13 protein-coding genes are annotated in these 14,580 nt (G+C 75.8%); 5 read left to right on the top strand and 8 right to left on the bottom strand.

Features of this window, described 5'->3' with window-relative positions; genetic code table 11:
• Positions 1-3 precede the first annotated feature (3 nt).
• From NX801_RS25715 to NX801_RS25690, 6 genes are all read right to left on the bottom strand, one after another.
• Positions 4-795, bottom strand: a complete 792-nt coding sequence (locus NX801_RS25715) for a polysaccharide deacetylase family protein (RefSeq protein WP_428986234.1) — start codon at positions 793-795, stop codon at positions 4-6.
• A complete protein-coding gene (murJ, locus tag NX801_RS25710) occupies positions 792-2,633 on the bottom strand; it encodes a murein biosynthesis integral membrane protein MurJ (RefSeq protein WP_428986233.1) in 1,842 nt (613 codons plus the stop codon). The genes NX801_RS25715 and murJ overlap by 4 nt, the downstream gene beginning before the upstream one ends.
• Positions 2,623-3,915 (bottom strand): O-antigen ligase family protein, encoded by a 1,293-nt coding sequence (locus NX801_RS25705; protein ID WP_258790294.1) that lies wholly within the window; start codon positions 3,913-3,915, stop codon positions 2,623-2,625. Before NX801_RS25705 ends, murJ begins: the two co-directional genes overlap by 11 nt.
• 209 nt (positions 3,916-4,124) lie before the next feature.
• Positions 4,125-5,564, bottom strand: a complete 1,440-nt coding sequence (locus tag NX801_RS25700; protein WP_428986237.1) for an exopolysaccharide biosynthesis polyprenyl glycosylphosphotransferase — start codon at positions 5,562-5,564, stop codon at positions 4,125-4,127.
• A gap of 326 nt (positions 5,565-5,890) precedes the next feature.
• Positions 5,891-7,036 carry a glycosyltransferase gene (locus NX801_RS25695; protein WP_258790292.1) on the bottom strand — a complete coding sequence of 382 codons (1,146 nt, stop codon included), beginning with the start codon at positions 7,034-7,036 and terminating at the stop codon, positions 5,891-5,893.
• Between the two features lie 202 nt (positions 7,037-7,238).
• Positions 7,239-8,576 carry a DUF3344 domain-containing protein gene (locus tag NX801_RS25690; protein ID WP_258790291.1) on the bottom strand — a complete coding sequence of 446 codons (1,338 nt, stop codon included), beginning with the start codon at positions 8,574-8,576 and terminating at the stop codon, positions 7,239-7,241.
• Between the two features lie 493 nt (positions 8,577-9,069).
• On the opposite strand from NX801_RS25690, the gene NX801_RS25685 reads away from it, so the two are divergent.
• The 4 genes from NX801_RS25685 (at position 9,070) to NX801_RS25665 (ending at position 12,237) form a co-directional block, all read left to right on the top strand.
• Complete coding sequence (locus NX801_RS25685; protein WP_258790356.1) at positions 9,070-9,309, top strand: chaplin; 240 nt, start codon at positions 9,070-9,072, stop codon at positions 9,307-9,309.
• A 343-nt stretch (positions 9,310-9,652) separates the two neighbouring features.
• Positions 9,653-10,399, top strand: coding sequence for a hypothetical protein (locus tag NX801_RS25680; RefSeq protein WP_258790290.1), 747 nt, complete (start codon positions 9,653-9,655; stop codon positions 10,397-10,399).
• A gap of 931 nt (positions 10,400-11,330) precedes the next feature.
• Positions 11,331-11,579 carry a hypothetical protein gene (locus NX801_RS25670; RefSeq protein WP_258790289.1) on the top strand — a complete coding sequence of 83 codons (249 nt, stop codon included), beginning with the start codon at positions 11,331-11,333 and terminating at the stop codon, positions 11,577-11,579.
• Positions 11,580-11,961: 382 nt separating this feature from the next.
• On the top strand, positions 11,962-12,237 hold the full coding sequence (locus NX801_RS25665; RefSeq protein WP_258790288.1) for a chaplin: 276 nt from the start codon (positions 11,962-11,964) through the stop codon (positions 12,235-12,237).
• A 94-nt stretch (positions 12,238-12,331) separates the two neighbouring features.
• Here the strand turns inward: NX801_RS25665 and NX801_RS25660 are convergent, their stop codons facing one another.
• Positions 12,332-13,198: a tyrosinase family protein gene (locus NX801_RS25660; protein WP_258790287.1), complete on the bottom strand. Its 867-nt coding sequence runs from the start codon at positions 13,196-13,198 to the stop codon at positions 12,332-12,334.
• Entirely contained in the window at positions 13,165-13,707 is a 543-nt protein-coding gene (locus tag NX801_RS25655; RefSeq protein WP_258790286.1) for a tyrosinase cofactor, read from the bottom strand. The genes NX801_RS25660 and NX801_RS25655 overlap by 34 nt, the downstream gene beginning before the upstream one ends.
• Positions 13,708-13,863: 156 nt before the next feature.
• On the opposite strand from NX801_RS25655, the gene NX801_RS25650 reads away from it, so the two are divergent.
• Complete coding sequence (locus tag NX801_RS25650; protein ID WP_258790285.1) at positions 13,864-14,409, top strand: DUF5949 family protein; 546 nt, start codon at positions 13,864-13,866, stop codon at positions 14,407-14,409.
• The last annotated feature ends 171 nt before the right edge of the window (positions 14,410-14,580 follow it).

Below are 14,580 nucleotides of genomic sequence, written 5' to 3'. Positions count from 1 at the left end.
AGCTCACGGGACCCGCACCACCGGGGCGGCGGCCGGGACGACCGGGCGGCGGCGCAGCGGGTGCAGCAGATACTTGGCGGCCAGCCGGGGGCCGGTGTCCCGCTGCCCCACATGGACCCGGGGCAGGGCGTGTACGCCGCCGAGGGCGCCCGGGTCGATGGCGCAGCCGTAGGCGTAGCCGGCCGCCCGGACGGCCGCCACCGACCGCGCGTCCAGGTGGCCGTACGGGTAGCAGAACCCCTCGGGCGCGGCGCCGGTCATCTCCCGCAGCAGCGCCCGGCTCTCCTCGGTCTCGGCGCGGAGTACGGCGTCGTCGGCGGCCGGCAGCGAACGGTGCCGGAGCCCGTGCGAGCCGACCTCCATCCCGGCGGCGGCACAGGCCCGGACGCCCGCCTCGGTGAGCAGCGGCTTGCGCGGGCCCAGCGGGTCCCAGTCGTTCGTACCGCCCGGCAGGCCCGGGAGCACGAAGACGGTGGCGGTGCAGTCGTGGCGGCGCAGCAACGGCACGGCGGTGTCCAGGAAGTCGGCGTACCCGTCGTCGAAGGTGAGCCCGATCAGACCGCGCGCCCGGCCGGTCCGCGCGGCGGCCAGCAACTCCCGTACGGAGACCCCGCGCAGCCCCCGGTCGCGCAGCGCGCGCAACTGCCGGTCGAGCCGGTCCGGGGCGACCGTCACCCCGTACGGGTCGTCGGCGGGGCCGGTGCGGCCGTCCACCGAGTGGTACATGGCGATCAGGAGCCGTACCGGCCGGACGGCGGACGATCCCCGTGTCGGTTCACTGGAGGTGTTGTTCATCGGCGGGCCTTCGGCAGAACGGAACGGGTCGCGGCGGGCGCCGGACGGCCACCCCGGGGACGTACGACGGGGAGCCCGCCCAACCCCGGTACGAAAGCCGCCAGTTCGGTCACCGCCGGGGCGCGCAGCAGCAGGGCGGCGGCGAGGAAGACGGCGGTGGTGACGGCCAGGGCCAGCGGAACGGCGAGCGGTGCCGGGCCGGTGGCCGAGGCCCAGCCGGCGGCGGTGGCGACCGCGCCCGCCGCCATGAGCCGGGCGAGCCCCCCGGCCAGCCGGCGGACGGAGAGCGGCACACTCTGCCGCCGGGCGCCGCACAGCAGCAGGGTGGCGGTCAGGGTGATGCCGAGCGCGTTGGCGGCGGCGATCCCCGGGGCACCCCAACTCCGCGCCCCGTAAGCCCCGGCGACGGCGGTGAGGGCGACGCCGGCGGCCATCGCGGCGGCCGGGTACCAGAGCGGGCGGGCCGCCGAGAAGTAGCAGCGGACCAGTCCGCCGACCAGGGTCTGGCCGAGCAGCCCGAGCGCGTACACCCGCATCACGGTGGCGGTGGCCCCGGTGTCCGCCGGGTCGAACGCCCCGCGCTGGAACAGGAGTTCCACGATTCCGGGTGCTCCCGCGATCACCGCCGCGGCGCCCAGGGTGACCAGGGCCGCCGCCGCCAGCAGATCCCGTTCGGCCCGGCGCCCGGCTCCGGCGGTGTCCCCGGCGGCCAGCGCCCGGGCCACCACCGGGAAGCTGACCGTGCAGAGCATCAGCGAGAGCACCATCGGCAACTGCGCCACCTTCTGGGCATAGTTGAGGTGCGAGATGGCCCCGGCGGGCAGCGGGGCGGCGAGGAACCGCTCCACCAGCACCTGCGACTGCCGGGTCAGCGCGAAGACGATGGCCGGCGCCAGCACCACCAGCAGCGCCCGTACGGCCGTCCCGCCGTCCGCCACCGGCCCGGGAGCTCCCGCGCCCGGCGCGTCCGCCACCGCGCGCAGCCGCCGCCACAGCACCGGCGCCTGGAGCAGCACCATCGCCGCCCCGCCGAGCGCCACCCCGGCCGCCGCCGCCCGTACGCCCCACGCGGGACCGAGCAGCAGCACGGCGGCGATGATCCCGGCGTTGTACGCCACATAGATGGCGGCGGGCGCCGCGTACCGCCCGTGCGCCCGGAGCGCGGCGCTGGCGTAACCGGCCAGCGCGAAGGAGAACACGCAGGTGGCGGTGGACCTGGTGCAGTCGACCGCGAGCGCGCTCTCCGGCAGCCCCGGCGCCAGCAGCGGTACGACCCGGGGGGCGGCGAGCACCAGCAGCCCGGCCGCCCCGGCGGTGACGAGCGCGGCCCTCGGCAGGGTGGCCCGCACCAGGGCGCGTACCGGATCGGGCCCGGCGGCCGGGGCGGCGGACCGGCGGGCGAGCGCCCGGGCGAAGGCGGGCACCAGGACCAGCGCCATGGCGTCCTCGATCAGCAGGGTGGCGGCGAACTCCGGCACCGTCCAGGCGACCAGGAAGGCGTCGGTCTCCCCGCCCGCCCCGAACGACCGGGCCAGCAACTGGTCCCGGACCAGCCCCAGCAGGGCGCCGACCGCCGTGAACCCGGCCGTCAGCGCGGCCGCCCGGGCCAGGACCCGCCCCGGTCCGCCCGCCCGCCCGGGGGCCTTCCGGGACGACGGCCCGGGCAGCGGCTCGTACCGCCCGGTGCCCCCCGCCCGGGCCCCGGTCCCGGTCCCGCTCCCGCCCTCCGTCCCGGTCCCGGTCCCGGCCTCCGTCCCGGTCTCCGCTTCGCTCGGCGCCCCGGCCCCGGGCGTCTCATGCGTCCCGCGCACCTCGCGCGTCCCGCTGTCAGTGGTCACCCCGCACCCCCGCCTCCGCCCCGGCGGCGGCGCCCGCCCCCAGCACCCACCATCCGGCGAGCCCCAGCACCAGCGCGGTCAGCACCGTGGTGGGCCCGCCGATGTCCGCGTACACGAAGTCGACGACCTGCCAGCCCAGCAGCCCCACCGCCACCAACCCGGCCGGACTCACCGCCTGTTGAGCCACCCGCCGGCGCCGCAGCCGTCGTACCCCGGCCACCAGCAGCGCCGGCCAGACGGCCGCCACCGTGATCAGGCCCAGCAGCCCCTGCTCCGCCAGCACCAGCAGATACATGTTGTGCGGCGACTCCAGCGGCTGGCGGCGGAACGCCTGCCCGGCGCCGGCCGTGTCGCTGCCGGAGGAGAGGGCCAGCGAGGCATGGCTGTCCCGGTACGCCGGAAAGCCCTTGAGCCCGACGCCGGTCACCGGTTCGGCCCGCCACATCGCCCCGGCCGCCGCCCACAGGGTGTACCGGTCGGTGACCGAGCGGTCCGGGGCGTCCGCCACCCGGGCGATGCTGGCGAACCGCTCCTCCACCTGGGCCGAGCCGACGCCGAGACCGGCCACCAGCACCACGCCGAGCGCCGCCGCCACCAGGGCGAGCCGGGCCGCCCGCCGGGCGCCGGTCAGCACCAGTTGGACCGCACAGGCGAGGGCGGTCGCGATCCAGGCGCCCCGGCTGAACGACAGCACCAGTGGCACCGCCAGCAGCCCCGCGCAACCGTACGCCGCCATGCGCGGGCGGCCGCGCGTCGTGAGCGCCAGGCCCACACAGACCACCAGGCCGTACGCCACCACGGTGGCCATGCCCATCACATCGCCGGGCCCGAAGGTGCCGACCGCCCGGACGTCCGCGCCCATGTAGGAGGCGCCGGTCCCGGTGAGGTACTGCGCCGTGCCGACCGCCCCCTGGAAGAGCGCCAGCGCCACCACCGCCCCGGCCAGCACCGCGAAGTCCCGCCGGTCCCGGAGCAGGGTCACCACGGCGGCCGGCACCAGCACGAAGACCTGGAGGTGGCGCACCGCACCGGGCGCGGCGACGGCCGGGTCGTACGCGGTGACGGCCGCCGCGCAGATCCCGGCCACCGGCAGCCCCAGCAGCACGGCGGCGGCCCGGGAGAGCGGCCGGGCCCGGAGCCGTACCAGCCGTACGGCGCACCAGCCGACCAGCAGCGCCGAGGCGGCGTCGGCGGCCGTGCCGCCCCCCGCCCGGGCGTCCACCGGCAGCGTCAGCAGCGCCACCACCGCGAGCGCCGGCAGCAGCGGCCAGAACCGGGCCACCAGCCGGGCCGGTTTCTTCGGGGACAGCGGCCGTACGCACCCGGGCCGGAGCGGGTCGACCGGCCCCGGTACCCCGCCCGGCACCGGCGACCCGGCCGATACCGGCGGTCCGGTCGTCCGGAGCGACTCGCCCGTCCGGAGCGACTCGCCCGTCCGAAGTGACTCGGTCGTCCGGAGCGGCCCGGTCGTCCGGAGCGGTTCGACCGCCATCAGCTGCCCGCCGGGCGGAGCAGCGAGAGCGCGGTGCGCAGCAGGATGCACACGTCCCCCCAGAGCGACCAGTGGTCGATGTAGTGGTTGTCGAAGCGGCAGCGGTCCTCGATCGAGGTGTCCCCGCGCAGCCCGTGCACCTGGGCCAGGCCGGTCAGCCCCACCGGCATCCGGTGCCGGGCCGCGTAGCCGGGATGCGCCTTGCTGAACTGGGCGACAAAGTACGGCCGTTCCGGGCGCGGCCCGACCAGGCTCATGTCCCCGCGCAGGACGTTCCACAGCTGCGGCAGCTCGTCCAGCGAGGTGCGGCGGAGGAACGAGCCAACCGGGCCCAGCCGTTCGTCGTGGGCGACGCTCCAGCGGGTGGCGGCCTCCCGCTCGTCGGCCGGGCGCAGGGTACGGAACTTCAGCAGGGTGAACGGCCGGCCGTGCCGCCCCACCCGCTCCTGCCGGAACAGCACCCCGGGCCCGTCGGAGAGCCGTACCGCCGCCGCGCAGACCAGCAGCAGCGGGGCGAGCCCGATCAACAGCGGGGCGGCCACGGCCACATCGAGCAACCGCTTGAGCGGGAGCCCCCGGTGCGCGGGCGGCGGATCGAGCCGGCGGCAGCCGTACCCCCAGAGGTGCTGGTCCATCGCCGCGGGCACCGGTCCGGCCCCGGTCGCACCGGCCGGGCCGAGCTGCCAGACCGCGCAGCCGTAGTGGCTGAGCAGGGTGACCAGGTCCTCCTGGCCGCCGCCGGTCAGCACCGCGTCCCGTACCCCGTCGCGGAGCACCGCCCGGTGGATCTCCTCGGTGGCGGTGAGCACCGGCAGCGCGGGCCGCCCGCCGCCCGGCTGCGGGATCTCCGCCCCGGTGGGGCTGGTGACGTACAGGCCGACCGGCCGCAGCCCGTAGCGCGGGTGCCGGTCGAGCACGGCGGCCAGCCGCTGGGCCGCCCGGGCGGGACCGACCACCAGGGTGGCGCGCGGCCGGGCGAGCGCGACCCGGCGCCGCCGGTGGTGGACGGCCGCCCGGCCGCAGCAGACCACGGCCAGCTGGACGGCCCAGGCGGCGGCGGCCCGGGCCGGGGTGAGCTGCGGGTGGCCGAGCAGCGCCGCCGCGCCCCAGACCACGGCCGCCCGGCCGGCCAGAGCGGGGAGTTCACCGAGTACGGAGGCGAGGGCGCCCGGCCGGTACAGCCCGGCCCGGGCGCTCAGCAGCGTGGCGAGCAGGGTGAGTTGCATCAGCAGCCCGGCGCCCGGCAGCCCTCCGCCGGCCGGCACCGCGACGGCGGCGGCCGGCACGGCGAGGCAGTCCACCGCCACCAGCGCCGAGAGAAACGGCGGCGCGGGCGCCGGGCGGCGCGGCGGCAGTGCCAGCCGGTCCGCGCCCCGCGCGGGCGACGGCACTCCGGCGGCCTTCCCCGGCCCGGCGGTCCTCCCGGTTCCGGCGGGCACCGCCGCCCCGGCGGCCTTCCCCGGCCCGGCGGGCGCCGTCGGGGTGACGGCACCGGACACGGGCAGGGGCCCGGACCCGGGCCCGGTGTCCTGGGCCGTCCCGGTGCGGGCCGTCTCCGGCACGGTGGCGTCGGCGGGAACAGCGGCGGGGACGGCGACAGAGAGGCCGGCGGGGGCGGCGAGATCGGCACTGCGGCCGGCCCCGGCGTGGGCACCGGCAGTGGCGCTCACACCGATACCGACACCGGCGGGGGCCGGGGCGGCGGCCCCGGGCAGGGCCGCACTCATATGTTCCGTCAAACGTTCCGTACGCATACGTTCCGGGGTCACTGGGCGACCGGCTCCCTCATCAGGTCGGGACGACCTCCACCGGCCACCTCGCGGTACACCTCCGCGAGGGCCGCGCCGGTGCGCCGCACATCGAATCCCTCCCGCATGTGCTCCCGGGCGCGCTGCCCCAGGGCCAGCCGCAGAATCGGCCGCTGGAGCAGCCGGACCAGCGCGTCCGCCAGGGCGGTGGGGTCGCCGGGCGGGACCAGGCAGTACGCGTCCTGGCCGGGCGGCAGGCTCTCCCGGGCGCCGTCCACATCGCTGAGCAGTACCGGCCGGCCGGTCGCCATGGCCTCCAGCGGGGCGAGCGCCATGCCCTCCCAGCGGGACGGCTGGACCACCAGGTCGGCCGCCCGGTACCAGGGCGCCGGGTCGGTGACCGGTCCGGCGAGGGTGACCGACGGGGGCGCGGCCGCACGGAGGGCGGCGGCGTCCGGGCCGTCCCCGACCAGCACCAGCCGGGCGTCCGGCACCCTGCTGGCGACCCGGGGCCAGGCCGCCAGCAGGGTGTCCTGGCCCTTCTGCCGGCAGAGCCGCCCCACACAGACCACCAGCGGCACCCGGGCCGGCACCCCGAGGGCGGTACGGGCGAGTGCCCGGCCGGGCCCGGAGGCGTACCGCGCCACGTCCACCCCGTTGTGCACGATCGACCAGCGGGCCCGGACGCCCGCCCGCTCGCCGCGCCGCCGTTCGGCCTCGCTCACACAGACGATCCGGTGCGTCCAGCGGGCCGCCCGGCACTCCCAGCGCCGCGCCAGGGCGCCGGTCAGGCCGTCCACCGCCTCGAAGGACCAGGCGTGCGGCTGGTAGACGGTGGGCACCCGGCCGCGCACCGCCAGCCGGGCGGCGAGCCCGGCCTTGGCGCTGTGCGCGTGCACCAGGTCCGGACCGACCAGGGCCACCAGCTCGCCCACCCGCCGGATCTCGGCCGCCACCGCGCGCCCCGGGTCCCGGCCCGCCCGCCAGGGGTACGTCTCGGCGCCCAGCGCCCGTACCCGGCCCGCCAGCGGCGTACCGGGCGGACAGGCGACGGCGACCCGCAGGCCCCGGGCGAGCTGCGCCCCGGTCAGATCGGCCACCACACGGGCGACTCCGCCGTCACCCGGCTGAACGACATGGAGAGCGGTGAAGGGGGGACGCACGCGTGACCCTTTCTGGGAGGGAACTGCGCGGAGGGGACAGCGCGGAGGGGACGGCGCGGAGGGAGCCGCACGGGAGGGACGGCCCGGCGCGGGCCGGCCGGCGCGGTCGGCCAGGGGCCCGGCCGGCGGTGTCCGGCGACGGGGTCGGCCGGTGGCGTCCGTCTGACGACGAGCCGGCCGGCGGCGTCCGCCCGGAGCGGGGTCAGTCGGCGGCATCCGCCTGGAGGAAGAGCGCGCCGAGCCAGACCGTGTCCGGCCGCGCGGTGATCCGTACGGCGACCCGGTCGGCCCCGCGCCGGAACGCGTCGCGCAGATCGAACACGTCCGAGTCGTAGCCGAAGGTGTTCCGATGAGCGGGCGACCGGCCGGCCGGTACGGTGCCGAAGTCGGTGATGCTGGAATTCAGCGCGTCCTTCGGGGGATTCGCGGAGTTCCCGAGCACGGTGTGCCCGGCGCCGGTCTCGACCGTCACCGCATCGCCCTCCGTACCGAGGTCCCCGTCGTACGCGACGACGCCGAGCCGGCCGGCCGCGCGCGCCGGGATCCGCAGGGCCCCGAAATCGACACGCAGCGATTCCGCGCCGTCCCGCGCCCGGTCGGCGGGGGCCGCGTCCGGCGTGCCGGAAGGACCGTCCGGCGCGCCGAAGGCACTGAACGAGCCGAACGGACCGGCCGCCGGGGTGACGCCCACCGGACCGCGCTCCCGGACCGCCGTCACCGGACCACCACCGCCGGAACCGCCCGACCCGCCCGACCCGCCGGAACCGCCGGAACCGCCGGAACCGCCGGAGGAGTCCACCGTGCCGGCCGTCCGGTCGAGCGTCTCGAACCCGTCCCAGAGCGCCAGCCGGCGCAGCGGCTCGTCCCGCTTCTCATAGGCGACGACCAGGGTCCAGCCGCCCCAGGCACCGGTGCCCGACCGCCCCGCCGCCGCGTTCACCTGGGCGACCGTCCAGACCCCCGGGTTGGACTGGCGCACCAGCCGGGTGACGTCCGCCGTCGCCTGGTAGGCGTCGGCACCGGCGACCGCGCGGTGGCCGGTCACCGAGTCGGCGAGCACCTCCTTGTACCGGCCGCCCGGCTCGGCGATCAGCACCCGCCCGTTGTCCCGGGCCGGCTTCTGCTCGCCCACCCGCAGGTTCCCGCCCCAGTAGAGCCGGGCGTGGGTGACCCGCGCCCCGGCGGGCAGCCGCACCTCGGCGCGGCTGGAGTTGTACGTGTTGGGGTCGTCGTCCACGTCGATGTACCCCAGGTCGTACGCCTGGTTGGCGGTCCGGCCGGACGCCCCGGCGCCGCCGTCCCGTGCCGAGGCGCACGCCGACGCCCCGGCACGGCAGCCGGCCACCGAGTTCGCCGCCCGTACCAGCCCCCCGTGCTGAAGCACCCGGAAGCGCTCGGCGAACGGAACACGGGCCGCCTCCTCCCCGGCCGGCCCCGCGCCGGCGGCGGCACCGGCGGCGGGCCGCGCCGTCGCGAACGCCGTGAGGGCCAGCAGGGAGATCAGACCGCGCCGGGCGGCACGAACCGCTGAATTCCGCATACAGGACTCCGCTGTGGTGAGGAAGCCGTGAGGAGCGAGGAGAACACAGAAGACACAAAACCCAGAGAGCACAGAGAACACAGAGAACGGAGAGAGCACAGAGAGCACGGGGAGCGCCGGGCCTGCCGGAAACACCGAACACGCTGAACACGTCGAACTCGCCGGGAGATCTGAAAACGTTGGGACGCCGGAGCACCGGGACGCCGGGAACGGGGAGGAACACCGGAAATATGACAACGGGAAAGATGACGGCAGGAACGTTATCTCTCCACCGGAGCGATACCAAGCATTTCCCGCCCGACCACGACAACTCGCTTGTTTTCGAGCACTGTTCGCGCGGGCGCGCCGCCGCCCCCGCCCCTATCGACGGTCAGCACCGCGCTACCCGGTTCACCCGTTCGGTGGCGCAACCCCGGAAATGGTGAAGCCGTTCTTGATGCATGCAGCCGGCGACGTCGGCCCGCGTGCCACCCCGATCGAGGAGTTCTTCACCATGTCCCGTATCGCGAAGGTTGTCGTCCTGACCTCCGCCGTCGCCGCGTCCGTCGTCGGTGCCACTGGTGCCGCGTTCGCCGACTCCGGCGCGGAGGCCGCGGCCGTCGGTTCGCCCGGCGTCCTCTCCGGCAACATCCTCCAGCTGCCGATCCACATCCCGGTGAACATCTGCGGCAACACCGTCGACATCGTCGGCATCCTCAACCCGGCGTTCGGCAACGTCTGCGTCAACGACTGACGTCACCTCGCCCCCACCCACCGGTGCGCCACCCCTCGACGGGGTGGCGCACCGGCGCGTTTCACCACCCTGCCGGGCCTCCTCCCGGCCGCCCGACGGGATCCCCCACCCGGAGCCCGCCCCCGGCCTCATGAAGTCTCTCCGGCTCCTCCGCCACTCAGTTGCCGTATTAGCGGTAAAGCAGATAAGAATCCCTCGTTCTGCCTTCCGGAACTGGTCAGCGGGGGTACGCTCACCCGTCCGCCGTGTGACAGCGCGTCACGGGCGCGATTGCGGGGTGCCGCGGGGCCACGCACGGTGAAGGGACGTCTCGTACGTCCCATGTCTCACCGGAAGGACCACCATGCGTCTTCTGACCCCCGGTCGTGCCGTGGCCGCCGCGCTCTGCGCCGCCGCTCTCTCGCTCGGTACGGCGGGTGCGGCCGTCGCCGCGGCCCACCAGCCGCCACCGCGCGACGGCTCCGAGATCACCCGCGCGCCGCAGCTCGCGGACACGCCCCAGCAGGACTCGGTGGCGCAGGCCCGTGCCGATCTTCAGAAGGCGATCGACGCGCTGGTCGCCGCGGCGAAGCAGGGTGACGCCACCGCCACGGCGCCGCAGCTCCAGTCGGAGCTGTCGGACCTGGTCGAGGCGATCCTGGCCGGCGTCGGCGACCTGACCGGGCTGGAAGTGATCGACCTGCTGGACGCGGAGACGGACCCGGCGACCACTCCCGCCCCGGCCGGCCAGACCCTCGCCGCCCAGCCGTCCGGCCAGACGGGGACCTTCCCGGGGCCCGTGCCGGTGCCCCAGATCCCGGCCGCCCCCCAGCCCGGCGAGATCCCCCGGACGCCGCAGATCCCGGGCACCACCACCGGCACCACCCCGGCCGCCAGCGGCAAGCAGACCACCGCCACCGGCCCGCAGACGCACACCACCGGCACACAGCCCCAGGCCGCCGGTACCGCTCAGACGCCCGCCGCCGCCCCGGCCGCGCCGGTCACCCCGGCCGCCCAGGCGAACTCGGCCGAGGCCAAGGCCGTCGAGGCCGCGATCATCTCCCGGCTGCCGATCGATCTGGTCCAGGTGCTCCAGCAGCAGACCCACTGACCCGGAACACCCCGCGAGGTGCCGGCCCCGCCCCGGGCCGGCACCTCCTCCGTGTCCCGCCCCCGGCACCTCCTCCGCGTCCGTCCCCGCCCGCTCGCCCGGGGCGCCCGGGGTGCCACAGCCTGGGTGCGGCACACCCGGGCACCGGACCGGGCCGCCGCCCAGCCTGACCGCATGGACGCCAACCACCTGGGAGAGTTTCTGCGCGCCCGCCGCGCCGGACTGCGGCCGGAGAAACGCCGGCATGGCCAGTCATGGCCAGTCATGGCCTGCGCGGGGTCGCCGTCCTGGCCGGGGTCAACGCCGACTACCGCACCCGGCTGGAACAAGGGCGCGAGCGCAATCCCACCTCGCAGGTGCTCGACTCCCTGGGCCGGGCGCCGCGCCCCGGCCCGGACGCCCGGGCCCATCTGCACCGGCTGGCCGGGGCCGCCCCGGGCGACCGGTCCCCTGGCCACGCCGCCGAGCGGGCCGGCCCGTCGCTGCGCCAACTGATGGACGGCCTCCCGCACACCCCGGCGTTCGTGCTCGGCCGGCACCGGGCAGCCCCAGCGCCCGGGCCCACGCTCTGCTCGGCTCCCGCCACGCCACCCGGCGCCGGTCCGGGACACCCGTCGAATAGGCACCGCCAGGCCTCCGGCCCATCCGGCTCGCCCGGTGTACCCGGTGTACCCGGTGTACCCGGTGTACCCGGTGTACCCGGTGTACAGGGTGCGCTCGACACCTTCAGGCTTTCCCGGCACTTTCAGCATTTTCAGTGTTTCCGGCGTTTTCCCACTCTCTCCCGAGTTTCCCCCGCGCGCGGTGCTCGTTACAGAGGACGGAACGTCACGCAGGGGTCGGCCAAATGATCTTCTGCGGGCGCGAGTCGCAGAAAGTCGCACTCAGCGCACAGCACACAGCACACGCTTGCGAGGAAGGACCCACCCCCATGAACCCCACGAAGGTCGCCGCAGCCGTTGCCGGTTCCGTACTGGCGCTGGGGGTCGCTGCCCCGGCTTTCGCCGCCGACAGCCTCACCCCCTCCAGCCTGAACGGAGCGGTGGACACCCTCGGCAAGCGCGGTCTCACCGAGACGGTCCCCGCCGACACCGGCATCGTCCGGAAGGTGAAGAGCACCGCCGACGGGCTGAAGGGCAAGGACGCCCCGCTGCTCGGCGGCCTCCCGCTCGGCAAGTAGGCGCACCCCGCCACGGAACACACCCGGCCGCCGAGTCGTCCGGCCACCGAGGGCCGGTGGGAACACCCCCGTTCCCACCGGCCCTTCCCGCACCACCACCGCGCACCACACCGAGCCACACCACGCCGCACGGCACCACATCCAGCCACGCCACGCCCGCACCGCACCGCACCGCACCGCAGAAACGATCCGGCAGCAACTCCCCACCTTCCGCATCCCCCTCCCCTCCCCCGCCTCCACGCGTCCGTTCGGGCGACATCGGGCGCGCGGCACCGGTCACTCCCGGCGCGCCCGTTACCCGGCGTGAGAAGCGGCGTTGTACGGGGAGTGTCGACCGCGAGCGCGGTCGGGCCCTTTTCCACGTACGTACAAGGAGATCCTGATGTCTCGCATCGCGAAGGCTGCCGTCGTCCTCGCCGGCACGGGTGCTGTCGCCCTGAGTGGCGCCGGCCTGGCCGTCGCCGACTCGGGGGCCGCGGCCGCCGCCACCAACTCGCCCGGTGTCCTCTCGGGCAACGCCGTCCAGGTGCCGATCGAGCTCGGCCTCAACCTCTGCGGCAACACCGTGGACATCATCGGCCTCCTGAACCCGACCTTCGGCAACCAGTGCGCCATCGTCGGCGGCAAGAAGAAGCACGAGGGCGGCTACGGCGACTGATCGCCCTCCTGACACCCCACGGTCCCCCGGCCCGCCCGGCCGGGGGACCGTTGTCGTTCGCGCTCCCGGGCACCGCCCCGCCCCGCACACCGCGTCAGGCGTACCGGTACAGCGCGGTGTGGCTCGCCAGCTGAGCCGGGGTCACGTCCCAGGGCGGCAGCCGCTGGTGGCGGGCGACGACCCGGCCGCGCTGCGCCGAGCCGAGCGGCGGCGGGGCCTCGGGGAGGTACTGGGCGTCCGGGTGGCGGCTCTGCCAGCGGGACCAGAGCAGGTCGACGAAGGAGTGGTGCAGCCAGAAGACCGGGTCGTTGACGGAGGCCCCGCCCAGCATCAGGCCGCCGATCCAGCGATGGACCCGGTTGTGATTGCGCCAGCGCTCATTGCCGCGCCCCCGCGCCCAGCCCTCCAGCTTGTTGCGGAAGCCGCTGCGGCTGGTGGAGTTCCAGGGCTCGGAGTCGTACACCGGATCGGCCAGGGCGGTGTCCAGCTCCTCCCGGGTCGGCAGGGCGATGGGGTCGGCGGGGCGGCCGAAGTCGCGGGTGAGGAAACGGTCCTCGGTGACCCCGACGGTGACCGGCCAGTTCCCGGAGGCGTACGCGAAGGGACCGGTCATCACCTGGTGGTCCCCGCGCCGCCCGTTGCCGCCCATGAAGTCCTCGCCCCAGAGCGAGGCGGCCGGTGTGTTGTCGCGGGTCCAGTCCCAGTACGGCACGGTGACGGTCGGGTCGACCCGCCGCAGCGCCCGTTCGAAGTCCAGCAGGAACTGCCGGTGCCAGGGGAAGAAGCTGGGCGCCATATGGGCGACCCGCAGCTCGCCGTCCCCGTCGGCGCTGTAGTACTCGATGTGCGTCCGGACGAAGTCGTCGTACCGTCCGGCGCGCTTCAGTTCCAGTACGGCGCCGACGAACTTCCGCCGCTCGGCCGGGGTCAGGTCCCGCTGGTTCTTTCGGACGTACGCCATGTCTCCTCCGCGTCCTCCTCGGTGACCCCGCCGTCCCCCGCGGCCGCCGCCCGCACCCCGGCACCGTGCACGGCGGCGGCCGGGGCCAGTCGCGCGGAGCCCAGCTCGTCCACGGCCGCCCGGGCCGCGTCGAGCGGGGTCGGACAGGACCGGTAGTGGTCCACCACACTGAGATAGCCGCCGTCCGCGCAGCGCATGAGATGCAGCGGCCGGCCGTCGATCAGGACGTCGTACGCCGGCCCGTGGTAGGACGTACGAGCCGGCGCCGGCCGCCCCTGAATGCGGCGCCCCCGGTACATCTCGTCGAACCCGCCCCGGCCGGCGAGCCCGCCGCCTTCGGCCCCGGCACGGCCGGCCCCGGCCTCCGGGCGGGCGGTAGGGGGCGCGGCGGCGATCCGGGCGAGCGCCCCGCCGGTGAGCCCGGTGACCACCAGGGCGAAGAGCGCCCGCAGCACACCGCGCCGGACCGGACCGGACGTGCTCGGGGTGAAGGGCGTTCTGGGCGTCATCGGCGGCTCCCGCGCTGGCTGACATACGGAAAGCGGCACCCTCCGGGGCGGCCCGGGTGGCTCACCGGGTTCAACGCCCCGGTCGGAAAAGCGTTCCGATCGTAAAAGCGTTCCGGGACACCCATACGAGCGAGCGTTACGCCGAATAGGTGAAACATGGACGAACAGACCACGATCGTCCCACTAGTATCCGGCGCCATGACCTCTTCCAGCGTCGAATCGCCGGGGCAGCAGACTTCTCCGGTGGGCACCGTCTCCGTCATGCCGTTCGCGGGCGAGCCCTCCCCCGACGAACCGGGCACCCCCTATCTGCTGGTGTACTCGCTCGGTGACGGACCGGACGGACCGGAGGCCACCGCGACCGCGATGCGGGCGATGCTGCGGGGCGCCGGACTGTCGCTCGGTGAGCGGCTCACCGACCTGGCCGAGGAGACCAGGATTGCGTCGTCCCTGCTGGTGGAGGCCGAGCGGGCGGTGCTCAGCCTGCCGTTCCTGCGCATCCAGTGCCCGGTGCCGTCCGACTGGGAGCGGGCCGCGCACGAGTCCGGTTCGGTCTATCTGATCTGCGCGACGCGCCCCTGGCCGGAGGCCGCCCCGGGCCGGCCGCTGGCCGAGGAGCGGGTGCGGGCCTTCGTGGGCGACAGGGCGATGCTCGCGGAGAGTGCCCACGCCCGGATCCCGGTCCGCCGCGTCCGCACCTGAGCGCCCGCCGGCCCGACCGGCCCCCCGTTCCGCCGAAGGAACGGCCGAGTCCCCCATCCCCCGAGGAGCAACGTCCCGTCATGGCGATCACCAGCCCCCGGCGCACCACCCCGGCCACCGCCCCGGCCCCCTCGTCCTCCCCCGCCCCAGCGCCTGCCGGGCGGGGGTTGG

The sequence above is a fragment of the Streptomyces pyxinae genome, from assembly GCF_024756275.1.
Classification (GTDB): Bacteria; Actinomycetota; Actinomycetes; order Streptomycetales; family Streptomycetaceae; genus Streptomyces; species Streptomyces pyxinae.
The sequence above is the reverse complement of the archived record's forward strand: the minus strand, read 5'-3'. Positions and strand labels throughout refer to the sequence as shown.

Coding starts and splice junctions, on each gene's coding strand:
- NX801_RS25685 (WP_258790356.1), top strand. CDS start 9,070: ATGTCCCGTATCGCGAAGGTTGTCGTCCTGACCTCCGCCGTCGCCGCG.
- NX801_RS25670 (WP_258790289.1), top strand. CDS start 11,331: ATGAACCCCACGAAGGTCGCCGCAGCCGTTGCCGGTTCCGTACTGGCG.
- NX801_RS25715 (WP_428986234.1), bottom strand. CDS start 795: ATGAACAACACCTCCAGTGAACCGACACGGGGATCGTCCGCCGTCCGG.
- NX801_RS25650 (WP_258790285.1), top strand. CDS start 13,864: ATGGACGAACAGACCACGATCGTCCCACTAGTATCCGGCGCCATGACC.
- NX801_RS25690 (WP_258790291.1), bottom strand. CDS start 8,576: ATGCGGAATTCAGCGGTTCGTGCCGCCCGGCGCGGTCTGATCTCCCTG.
- NX801_RS25665 (WP_258790288.1), top strand. CDS start 11,962: ATGTCTCGCATCGCGAAGGCTGCCGTCGTCCTCGCCGGCACGGGTGCT.
- NX801_RS25655 (WP_258790286.1), bottom strand. CDS start 13,707: ATGACGCCCAGAACGCCCTTCACCCCGAGCACGTCCGGTCCGGTCCGG.
- NX801_RS25680 (WP_258790290.1), top strand. CDS start 9,653: ATGCGTCTTCTGACCCCCGGTCGTGCCGTGGCCGCCGCGCTCTGCGCC.
- NX801_RS25660 (WP_258790287.1), bottom strand. CDS start 13,198: ATGGCGTACGTCCGAAAGAACCAGCGGGACCTGACCCCGGCCGAGCGG.